This is a genomic window from Acinetobacter sp. TG2027, from assembly GCF_000302435.1.
Classification (GTDB): Bacteria; Pseudomonadota; Gammaproteobacteria; order Pseudomonadales; family Moraxellaceae; genus Acinetobacter; species Acinetobacter pittii.
This window is the reverse complement of record NZ_AMJN01000042.1, coordinates 20,601-32,661: the sequence shown is the minus strand read 5'-3', so window position 1 is coordinate 32,661 and position 12,061 is coordinate 20,601. Positions and strand designations below refer to the sequence as shown.

The window sequence follows — 12,061 nt, the reverse complement described above, 5'->3', positions numbered from 1 at the left end:
TGTCCAACTTTATGGGGTCAGATCATTCCGCCGCAGAGGGGGCACGCAGGGATTTCCACAAAAAAGTTACTACTTTTTCGTGTACTTTGGCTGATGGTCTGCTAAAACCAACTGGCAATGTGGCCAGCACGCAAAGGATAGTATTCGCTTTTGTTGTCGTCAAGCGTGGGAAATGACATTTGTTTTAAAATAGATCCTTAAAAAGAAAGAAATTAGCCATCGGAAATGGGCTTATATATTCATAGAAAAATAAGGATATACCTTTCTTGCTTTATTAATTTAGTAACTACATAGCAAACTATAGATTAGCTCTAGAGATGACTTATATATTTAATTTTAAGCATAAATCTTTGCAACATAATTAGAATAATAAATAAAATGGGATATGCTAAAAAAACTAGCCCTTGTTAGAGCTTCAATAAAATTATTTTTTTGTTCGCATCTCCCAGAATTTATCGCCCTCAAAATTAACATAGTCAGTTATAAAATATTCAAAGTTGACTGAACAATACCAATCTGAGCGATTATCAAAAGGTAAAGCGATAAGTACAGCGCCATAATCCTTACTTTCAGGATCACACCTTAACAGTAACAAATCTGAATCACCATAAAACTCACCAATTATCAAATCCCCCTTAGTGAAGTCTTTAGGTCTTAACTCTCTATAATATTTATTAGATGACTGTAACTCATCAATACTAAATATTCTCGCTCCCCATTGCCCATATTCCTCATCCTTGAATAAATCAGCCCCATTACTAACTAAGAGGAACTCCTTAAACTCTGTTGGTAATTGCAAATCGATATCACCAAATCTATCTGGTGAAATACCATTATTCAAAATACAACGAAACTGAAAAAAAGTTTTTTCTCCTCTATGAACAGCGTGCTTTGGCTCTTTACTCCAAAGAGTCTCTATTTTTCTTAATGCTTCATTTAACAGCTTCATTTACATATTTCTCCAAAAAGAATTAAATTCTTGTTAAGGGTGTCCCTAAATTCTTCACAAGAATTTTTTGATCGCTTTTTAAGACATCAACATTTTTAGCTGCCTTTAAATCCACACGTATTGATAATTCAATTAAAGCGGATGTTCTGTCATCCATAGTGGATGACAGAACATTCAACAGCTATATTCGCTGTTATATATTTCTTGTACAGAATAAAAATAAGGGGCATCATCCCCTTATTTTTATCAATAAAAGTCTTTTTATATAAATATTACTTCGCTTTAAACAAGTTAAAAATTGGGTTAGAAATTTCTTGAGATTCACTCAAGTCATTACACCAATAATCCATGAAAGTGACTTTAACAAAAAACCGCTCAAATACAATTACTTTAATTGCTATACGAAACAAATTAAACTCTTGTGGATCGATTTGGTCTAAATAAACTTCTGAATGCCCCTCAAAATGATCAACTTTACTTTCTACATTTGACCATTCTGATTGCGCTAATGGGTAATTACTAGCTAATACTTGAAGTATGGATTCAGCATACTTCTGACGGCTCATTGTTTCTTGCTCTGGTCGATCCCACGCTCCAATAAATAGTTCCTTTTCTATAGGAGAGTCATATCCATCGGGTTTATAAAAAAACTCTATTTCACTTACCTCACCATGACTATAAACATCCTCAATACCATAACCAAGCGCTATAGGATCAAACATGCGTAATAACCATGCTTGAGACAATTGAACAATCCATTGATCGGTACCAAATTCCTTTATTCCCTTCAAATATGTATAAATATTTTCCGGCGGTACTTCTGCTTGCATATAAGCATCTGATATTAAATTAAAATGAGGCACACGGAAGACATCAGTATAATTAGTCTGCAAAGGAATATTAATTACATTATGTTCAGATAAGCCTTTTAAAACTCTATAATCCGTGTTTATTACATAAGCCTTTTCTGGTGACCAAAAGGCATCAGTACCCAAATGATATTTAACTATTTCACGCTGTTCATCCACATGTTCTGTTTTTTCAAATATATCTTGTACTTGCTCAGTTAATTGAATGTAAACAGCATCATCTGATAACTTTTCTACTTTATACGCGGGGGTAGACAATAAACACTCTAAGCCAAATAAATCGACATAAGGTTTACCAAATACCGTTCCCCAATACATATCTGGTAACCAATGTTTTAGTTCATAGGAAAAAGGTGTTACCCCACGCCATCCTTCTTTAATTCCTAACTGTGGTTCCGAATGCCGATTTGCATCAATAATTGCTAAATCCGCATTAAATTGTAAGGTAGTAGTTTTCAGATAATTTATCAATTTATGCTGATCAATTTGAGTAAACTCTGAGGTAAGATATTCCTCACTATGCGTCTCTCCATGCAGTGAAGGCCAAAAACTTCCTTGATAACGGGGCTTTTTTAAACGTTGGCACAATAATCGATCAGCAGCTCCCCCTCTGTCATTAGGAATCAGTTTTTCTATTATGTCAGGTGAAAATGGGATTTTTAATGGTTCCCAAAAACCATACTTTTCTGGAAGCATTTCTGGAAAGGAATTACAGTAGTGGTGTATCCGTTTAAAAAATTCTTGGGGATCTCTCAACATATTTGGAGTAAAAATTTTGCTATAAATAGGACGCTTAAACTTCATTTGATAATTTCCTAATATGAGTGGAGAGTATTTTTGATAGGATCAAATCTTTGAATTGTCCCCTTATTAGATAAAATACTATTCTTCACTGTTTCAGATATCTTTGTATTCATATTTACTACTAAAGTAACTGGTTTTCCTGTTGCCCCATACCCCCTGAGTTGCTGGGTATCTGTAAGATATTGGACATTCTTGAACTCAACTAATGTCCCACCATTACCGAATGCATCTGGAATAATATTAATCTGTCCATCTCTCTCAGTTTTTATGGTAATCATTTGTCGATCGGTATTTCGCTTTACCCCCAATTTACTTGCAGCACTCATTTCAAATTCTTTACCGTTTAATCGGTTTCTGGTAACTACGTCTTTTTTTACTTGTAAAACTTTTAAAGTATAAGCTTGATCTACTTTTAATTTATCCAATTCAGCTTGAGCAAGCTTTAATGATTCAGCCTTCCCCGGTTTTAAATCTGTTCCAATAATAAGGTCAAAAGCTGCTAAAGCTCTATCAAAAGGAGTACTGGCAGGACCAAAAACAGTTACCAAATCATCAGCTATTCCAACAAGCTCACTTACGCCTTGATCTTTAAGTTTTTGTACAAAAACCTTTGAATCGACTATACCCTTATTTGCTTTCTTAATATCACCATAAATTTCAGCTGCTTTTACTAATAGCTTACCTGTGGTAGTTGCTAATCTAACTAAGGAGTTATTCTGAATCGCAGTATCAGCACTGTTCGCAGCAGTGTTTACATCATAACCAGTATATGCTGCAACCGTTCCAGAAACTAATTTACCTATATTCCGGATTTTTAGTTTTTCTGCATCAGTATATTCAATACCATTGGCTGGTTCTGGCATTAACCCTGCAACTATTTCACCTACACCGGCACCAATCGCACCTGCCTCACAACTAGACTTCGTTGCAGCAGCAGCAGCACATCCAACAGCGGCGTGAGCAATTTTATGAATTGTATATTCAAATATATTCGGATCGACTTTATCTAAACTCGTTCCAATCTGACTAGCCAACTCTCCTTGTAAGGCCCCTGCTAAACCGGCTAGTAATGCAACTTGTAAATTATCGCCAAGATTCCCACCATTAATGGCAGTTTGTACTAAGGTGGATCCTACAGAAGTGGTAAAATTATTTACTAATCGGTCTGATAGGAGAGTACTGTCTGGTTTTAAATTTAGAGCAGTACCAACTTGACTTAATAAACCTGCTGTTACCACAGATGCAGCCAGATTTTTAATGGAATCTTTACTTCCCATCTCTTTTAGGGTCTTGCCAATATCCCCACCGTTATTAATCAGACCAATACTTGCCTGAGCAGCTAGACTCGTGACTGCTGCATTTGCCATTGCCCCTAATGTTGATGGAACAATTGCGCCTGCCGCTGTGGTAGTCACCCCAGCCGTACCAAGCATGCTTGCCCCAAGACCGACCGTAGTACCACTAGCAGCTGTTCCTCCTGCTGCTCCAGCCGCCGCTGCTGTACCAGTACCCATTGTCGCAATAGTGACGATGATGACAATTAAAGCAGCTCCTGCTCCAGTTAAACCTTGTGATTTATAATCCCAATCCTTTTGAGTAAGGAGAACCTTCTGCCAATCCACATCATTACGATTGACTAAATCTTTAAGGTAAGTATTTCCAGGTTGATTTGCTAATTTTAAAATTTCATCTCGAAGTACTATTTTATTGGCATCTTTTTCACTTATCGGTATTTGTACGCTCAACCCACCAGTGGCTTTAAAGATCGGTGGTGTGGGACCATTAAAACTTGGAAGTTTGGCTGTTTCTGTAATTGATCCCTTATCTTGCATCGATTGCCAAACAACCGAATTCTTTTCTTTTTTAATTGTGTTATTAATACTAGTGACACTTGGCTCTAAAAATATTTTACCACCAGACTCAATTGTCGCTTCTTTCAGATAATTAAACTCTGTACCGGCTAAATGGGTATCAAACCCTGACTTGGTCCCAATATACGCCGCGGCTATTGTTGAAGGGATTTGAGTGACAACCTGATAGCTACTATTGGTTTTTGAAGTATTATATTTAATCCCTAATATTGAAGACTTCTTATTAATCTCCAACTGATTCTTCGAAATTTCGTTCACTGTATTAAAGTATAAATCCCCACCTGAACGAATAAATACATCCCCACCTTCTGCGATAAACTGTCCTGAATAGATATCGACCTTATGATTTTTATTTAATTCTTTACTCTCGATATAGATATTGTTTCCGCTGATATCGACTGAGGCAGGGCGACTCGATTCATTCTCAGAAAATGTTGTAATCGTTTTCTTTTTTAAACCTCCCCACGACTTTTTCTTTTCAACCGAGGTTGACCGATCATAACTCTGCTCAAGGGCCACATCAAATAGTATATTTTTATTCGATTCAATCTTAACATCTCCATTAGAGGAGCTGATCCCAACTGCCTGTAAAACCAGATGGCTTCCTTCTTGTGTTCCTGTCGTTTTGATATTTACACCACGTCGGCCTTCAACAAGGGTTGGTGTAAGTAAGGAGATTGCCTGATAGTTTTGATCTGTTTCATTACCACGATCATAAAAATCATTATGAGCTGCAAGAATAGCACCTGCATTCATGATCATGGGTTGGCCATTCTTATCTAATGCTGTGGAGCTATAGACTTTCTCTCCAATACCTTGCGACTCAATATTGACTTCACCATCAACAGCCCGGATATCTGCCCCCGTAATCATGATTCCTTTTCCGGAGACAAGATTGACCTTCCCAGTTTCTGAGGTCAACAGACTTCCTTTGTGTTCTGCTCCATTGGTTCCTGATCTTAAAAAATTAACTTGTTGGGTAATATCATTTATTTCTTCAGTATACTGTGCAACAAGTTTCTTTTGAGCAGCAGTCAGTGTGCCTAAACTATTAAGTGCTTGTATTCTATTTTCGTAGTAAAGACGCTGATGAGCTAAATCAAGAGCATGTTTTGCATAGCTAGAATTTTTAAAAGTGTTTTTTACCCCCTCAATTTTGATGTCTCCATCTGGTGCTACAATTTTAAAGTCCTTAATGCTTCTTATTCCAGCACCTTGGATTTCCACCCCTTTATTGCCTTCTAAATGGCTTCCTCCTCCATTGACTATCATAAATATTGTTTCAGAGAAGTTACCATTGGTTCCACCATACCCCAATAAACTTAGCTTTCCATTTTTAGAAATGAGTTCTAAATCTCCAGCAGCACTGAGCTTATGAATTTTGGGGTCCAGCGATAAAGTACCATTGGTCTGGATCGTAAGATCACCATTTAAATCTTTGAGAGCAGGATCAATTCTGAGAAAAGCACTATCAACTGCATTAAAACTTAATGTGGCATTAGAAGGCGTTGTCAGAACGTTTCCTGCTTCTAATAATATTGCTCCACCCGTATAGGTAGTGTTCTGGGCAGCATGACTCCCCGCACTAATCATTGACAAGCTTCCTTGAGAAGTTAATTTACTCTGAATATTTGGTTTCCAAAGCGTCGTAGTGCCATACTCCCCATTAATATAAATATTCTTTTTACTACTCAAAGCCATATGCTTATCAGCATTCGCTTCTATATTTTGTAAAGTCAGATGATCTTTGGCAGAAAGCTCAGTATTCCCTTTAGAATTTAATTCGCTATTTGATAATGTCGTTTTTCCCTCGCTATTAATAGATAAACCACCAACAGAGGTTGTTAAAGTGGTGTTATCAATGACGACATCTGCTTTCTTATTCTGAATCTGTAAAGATTGTCCCTGTAAAATATTCTTTCTAATATCATCATATCCATGATCACCTCTAATTGTCACATCGGTATTAGCTTGTAAAGAAATACCATTACCTGCAATCAGTTGAATATCGCCCTGTTCAGCAGTAATACGAGTAGATTTTAATTGTACATTCCCATCCCCAATTGACCCTAATGTAACTCCTTTATTACCATTGATGAAGGTCATATCAGTTGTTGCGCCATCTTGATCTGCCCAAGGAGCTGATTCTATTTCTTGCAGTGAATTTAAAACTAGATTTTTAGTGGCAAGAATCGAAATTTTGCCAGCATTAGAATTGGCTTTGAGGCTATTGGCAGTAATCCCACCAGTTAAAGCTGAAATTTTGATATCATTTTGAGCATTTAATACATTATTTAGAAATAAATCAGCTGTTTCTGTGATCAGATTAATATCTTTTTGGGAGGTGAAATTCGTATTTAATGTTAATTGACCTGCTTGTAACTGAATACTATCTTTACTAGAGACCCCTTGAGCTGAAATACTTAAATTATTCTCGGCATCCAATGCAACTTTCCCTGTAATCTGGGGTAGAACTTTTGTTGCATTGTTCCAAACCAAGTTTCTTCCACTGTGAGCATTAATGTTCTTGACTCGTGTTGCAGAATTTTCAAGTGAAAATCCAAGATTTTGTAAATTTACATCTCCTGAACTGTATAAGTTTAAATCTTTACCTGCATAAATAGTCCCACCTTGGATATCAATTAAACCATCTGTATTTGAAGAATCTGCTTGTAGGTTTATTGAACCTAAGGATGCCTGAATCTGATTTCCATTCAGTGAGAGCTTACCTTTTCCGGACACATTCAAATTTTGTGCTGCTATTAATTTTGCACCTTGTGCTGCAACTATATCTTTTTGCGACTGAATATATGCTGAACCACGATTACTGGTAATGCCTGCATTAGTCGCCAGATTGAGGTCCGCCGCCTCAACATACAATTCCCCACTCTGTGCATCATTAAAAATTCGACTATTCGCTGCTAAATTTAAATTCCCTTTAGCATTAATGATTAAAGGAGAGGAAGCCAAGCTACCATTATTAATAATAATTTCTTTAGCATTTACATTCAGGTTATTACCTGAATCAATATTGAGCATGCCATTACTATTGATACTACCTGATGAATTAATATCTGCAGCTACACCAACACCCGTTGTTTGCACACTGACTAAACCTTGCGTTTTACTTGTTGAGCTGATTGTACCGCTATGCTCAATTTTTCCAGCACTGGTAATCACCAGATTGCTTACTGCCTGAATAGTTCCTGCATTAGTAACTCCCAAACCTTTTTCTGTACCCATCAAATAAATATTATTAGCATACATTCCACCCAGTGCTTTTACATCAACAGCTAAAGTTGGGACTGCTCCAGTACCGGTAATAGAAGCTATATTTTTAAGATCTGAACTAACGGTATTAGCTCCTGTTATCACCTGAATATCATTTGTGGCCTGAAGTTGAGCATTCAAATCTAGTGCACGGGCATATATATCAACATAGTTAGCATTATTGTTGTTACCACCCAACCCAAAAGTACTATTGGTCGGTGCAGTAATAGTAACCTTACCTTGACTTACATTAAATTGCTGAATACTACCATCAGCATTTAACTGAGGCTTACCCGTAGTAAAAATTGCCTTATTGGCATTAATAAAGCCACCACCTTTAATATTAATACCAGACGGGTTGGCAATAATCACATCTGCCATTTGCCCTGCAACTTCTAAGTTCCCCTCAAAGCGTGAAGCAGCTGTTGAATTTACCTCATTTAAAATAACTCGAGCTTCGCCTGTTGCTAAAAATGGGTTTGCCCCCACGGCCCCTACGGTTTTCGTGGTAGCTCCTGTTCGGCTGTTATTTAAAACAGCGCCTTCAGCCAGAACATCAAACTGTTTGTAAATATTATGGGATATACCATTTTTAGGGGTCTGGATATTGACCACCGGAACTGTTACACCTGCTGAGTTCTTACCAGCACCAATGACAGCTCGATTTGCAGCATTTGCTGCACTATCTGCGACAATAGCAGCATAGACAGGAGCAAATGGTACTAATAAGCTAATACTTGCTACTAATGCCTTGACATGCCACAGTTGATGAAATGATTTTTCTTGTCCTGATGATTGTCCCGAACGCTCTATTTCTGAGGAAGTAGATTGTCCTGCCGCCTTGCTCTGGCTTCTGACATTCTCGGCAACTGCCATAAACATGTTACGAGCTTTGTTAAAAACAATTCGATAAAGATTTTTATTCATAAGTCAGTTTTCTCTAATTAAAATTAATTTTGTTTCTTAAGGAAACTTAATAAAAAGCATTTAGGCTAAATCCAAATATCCAGTCTTTTTTTATACTTTTAGGTGCGATTAGGCCTCGCCCTGTAAAGGCATCAATATAAAAATGGTTCAGATAACTTCGTAGACCTACGACACTCCCCATTAGATGGCGCTGCCCAGCAATACTGTTCTTACCGTTAACCCAGCCCTGATCTACGGCAACATACATTTGTGTATTTGGAATTTTTGTATTTACGCTGATTTCCTGTTGTAAATACTGTCCGTTATCGCCTGATAGCATCAGTTCACCATCAAAACCTCGAACGCTATAACGACCACCGATATAAAAACGATCATTAGGTACTAAAACTCGTGGAGCATATTGTCCACGCCAGTTCAAACGGTATTGAGCAGGCGTATCTAAAAGCAAAAATGGCATTTGAAAACGTAAATCGGCACTCCATATCGGTGCACGGGAATACCCTTCTGACGGTAATGGATTTTTATCAATGTCCTTAATTTGTTCTTCTGGTGCTAACAACGCATCAAATGCGCCTGTGCCATGCCGATAATCCAAACCAGCATCTAATACAGCATCACCCAGATATTGGCGATGTTGTATCCCCGCATTCCAGCCTGAAGTTTTTCTACGTTGTACTTCGATTTCAATATCATCAATAAAGTTTGAATTTTGCTTATGGTAGAGCTTGCCATAGAGGCTGGTTTTATGTTGCCCACTTCGGCTAAGTACACGAGATACATTCAAATTACCCTGCTGACTTAAGCCGTGATAACGCAGTACACCATTTGCACCCAATACATTTTGTTCGTATTGATAACGGCTATAGCTAGTACTGAAATCATAATTTCCTAACGGAAGCTGATAACTTACAAAGTAGTTTTTATTTAAGTCTCGATGTAAGTTATCTAATGAATGACTAAAATTAAAAGAAAGAGAATCACTTAAATAGAATGGATTATTAATATTGAGTCCCAGACTACCTATATAACGACCTGTATCTTTACTCCCTGAATTATCCAGACCAAAATTTAAATTGATTTTTGATTGTGGCTGTAACTTAATAATCAGATCACTATACCCTTTAGCTTCCTGAACAGACTCATTTGACGGCACAATTTGTATATCTACCGTATAAGCTCGTTTTAAGTTTTCGAGACCCTGATCAAGTTGTTGTAGATTAAGGACATCGCCTTCTTTAAATGGTAAAGATGCTTTAAGTTGTAATAAAGAGAGTTGCTCACCTTCAACGATGATCTTACGTAAACGCCCAATCTGCACACCAAGTCGCAAAGAACCTTGCTGAATATCTTGAGGATCAACAGTAACCTGACTGGTAATAAAACCCTTTTTAATCAATTCATTTTGGGCGAAATTAACGAGGTTACGTAAGCTTTGCGTACCGATACACTTGCCAATAATCTTCTGCGGATGATTCCAGATTGCCCGAAGCATAAAGTGAAATTTATAGTGTTCAGGGTCCTGTAACGTCTTTCTATCAAAATCAATATTCTTGACCTTAACGCATGGCTCTTCCGAAACGACTATAGTTTTAAAATCCTGCAATTGGGTAGTGACGGGTTTAGGTGCAAGCTGAGTGATTTGCTCTTCTAATTGTTGATTAAGCTCTTTTAAACGTTGTTCCTGACGTATACGATCTGGTAAAGAAATATCATCGATAGCATAAGCATGTGTAGCTACCCCATACAAAAGAAAAAAAGCGTGAGTAAAAAAAATTTTGTTTTGCATAAAATGTTATTTTTAATTTACCAAATGGATAAAAAATCAAACAAAAACTACATGAATCATTCACAATCAACAATAAATGTCATAAAAAATTCATAATTGAAACATTTTGGAAATTTTTTAAATATTTTTAATTTTTATTAATGTATACCTATAGTTTAAATATTTAGGAAACAATAGTTGTTCATTAAAATTAATTTCCATCTTCTTTTATAAAGATATAAATTCAATTCTTTTCATATTCTTAGAAGTATTTCACTTACTAGGCCAATTTTTATCATTATTAAAAAAAGAAGATTTAATAGGAGTTAAGCAACCTAAAACCACTCAACTCCTTAGAAAGGCTTAATCAATCCATCAACTTTTTACGGCGATACAACCCACAATTCCCAGAAAATAGTGCTGCCAACAAACAAGTAATAATTGCATAAGTGGCAACATTCATTCCAAATAGCTCAACAGCTAAAATAATAGAGGTCAACGGTGCCTTACTCGCCCCAGAAAATAGACTCACCAAACCTAAGCCTGCAAGCAATGAAATTGGCAGATTTAAAACCGCTCCTAAAGCATTACCTAATGTCGCACCTACATAAAAGAGTGGCGTAATTTCACCACCTTTAAAGCCTGAACCTAAAGTGATGGCGGTAAAAATAGTCTTGTTAAAAAAGTCGTAAAACTCAATCGGTACATAAAAAGATGAAATGATTTTATCTGTACCCAAACCGTTGTATTGCTGATGGGCGGTGAACAGCGTAAGTAGCATAATGACAATACCACCCGCCATAGTTCGTAATGGCAAATACCGAACGTATTTATAAAAGACGTCACTCGCAAAATGGATGGCCGCAATAAAGAAACGTGCGACTAAACCAAAGATCAGACCTGCCACAATTAAGTTCATGAGCGTGCCAAAATGAATGGCTGGAAACTCACTAATCACATAAAAAATATGCGGATGAACAATATCAAATAGCTCAGGGATAGCCGATGCAATCAGAGCCGACACAAAACATGGAAAAATAGCTGAGTATCTTAAATTACCTAAAGCAGTAATTTCTAAACCATAGATTGCACCCGCTAGAGGCAAGCCAAACACCCCTGCAAAGCCTGCACCAATACTGGCGATTAAACAGATTTTTCGGTTATCTTCCGAGACTTTTAATATATGGCTTAAGTGGTCAATTAAGGCACCTGAAAGCTGAACTGCTGGTGCCTCACGCCCTGCCGAACCACCGAATAACTGCGTTAAAATTGAAGTAATAAAAATGATGGGGCTCATTCGTTTTGGAATAAACGACTTAGGCTGGTGAATTTCATCAATCAGTAAATGAGTTCCCCGTTCAATCGGTGATCCATATTTTTTAATGAGATAGCCAATACCAAAACCCACAAAAGGCAAAAAGTAGATGAGCCAGTGATGCAGGCTTCTGACTTTGTTTGAAATATCAAAGGCCACAAAAATTAAAGTCGAGGCCAACCCCGCGACGACTCCAATCACGATCGAGATGACGAGCCAATAGACACTGTATTTTAGAATTTGATCATATTCAGATGAAGGTAGAATTTTCATTCGCTTTCTTCAATTCGC

The 12,061-nt window shown here is 37.1% G+C and carries 5 protein-coding genes; all 5 read right to left on the bottom strand.

All coding sequences use genetic code 11. The features are described from left to right. Positions 1-424: 424 nt before the first annotated feature. The 5 genes from B806_RS0112010 to B806_RS0111990 all read right to left on the bottom strand — a co-directional run bounded on the left by B806_RS0112010 (position 425) and on the right by B806_RS0111990 (position 12,043). Positions 425-949 carry an SMI1/KNR4 family protein gene (locus B806_RS0112010; protein WP_017403069.1) on the bottom strand — a complete coding sequence of 175 codons (525 nt, stop codon included), beginning with the start codon at positions 947-949 and terminating at the stop codon, positions 425-427. Between the two features lie 272 nt (positions 950-1,221). Beyond that, positions 1,222-2,622 carry a hypothetical protein gene (locus B806_RS0112005; RefSeq protein WP_017403068.1) on the bottom strand — a complete coding sequence of 467 codons (1,401 nt, stop codon included), beginning with the start codon at positions 2,620-2,622 and terminating at the stop codon, positions 1,222-1,224. 11 nt (positions 2,623-2,633) lie between these two features. Then, on the bottom strand, positions 2,634-8,690 hold the full coding sequence (locus B806_RS0112000; RefSeq protein WP_017403067.1) for a DUF637 domain-containing protein: 6,057 nt from the start codon (positions 8,688-8,690) through the stop codon (positions 2,634-2,636). Between the two features lie 46 nt (positions 8,691-8,736). Next, positions 8,737-10,476 (bottom strand): ShlB/FhaC/HecB family hemolysin secretion/activation protein, encoded by a 1,740-nt coding sequence (locus tag B806_RS0111995; RefSeq protein WP_017403066.1) that lies wholly within the window; start codon positions 10,474-10,476, stop codon positions 8,737-8,739. A gap of 346 nt (positions 10,477-10,822) precedes the next feature. After that, positions 10,823-12,043 (bottom strand): chloride channel protein, encoded by a 1,221-nt coding sequence (locus B806_RS0111990; protein WP_017400097.1) that lies wholly within the window; start codon positions 12,041-12,043, stop codon positions 10,823-10,825. Positions 12,044-12,061 lie beyond the last annotated feature (18 nt).

Excerpts from the sequence above, each read along its gene's own strand:
- B806_RS0112010 (WP_017403069.1), bottom strand. The coding sequence starts at position 949 with ATGAAGCTGTTAAATGAAGCATTAAGAAAAATAGAGACTCTTTGGAGT.
- B806_RS0112000 (WP_017403067.1), bottom strand. The coding sequence starts at position 8,690 with ATGAATAAAAATCTTTATCGAATTGTTTTTAACAAAGCTCGTAACATG.
- B806_RS0112005 (WP_017403068.1), bottom strand. The coding sequence starts at position 2,622 with ATGAAGTTTAAGCGTCCTATTTATAGCAAAATTTTTACTCCAAATATG.
- B806_RS0111995 (WP_017403066.1), bottom strand. The coding sequence starts at position 10,476 with ATGCAAAACAAAATTTTTTTTACTCACGCTTTTTTTCTTTTGTATGGG.
- B806_RS0111990 (WP_017400097.1), bottom strand. The coding sequence starts at position 12,043 with ATGAAAATTCTACCTTCATCTGAATATGATCAAATTCTAAAATACAGT.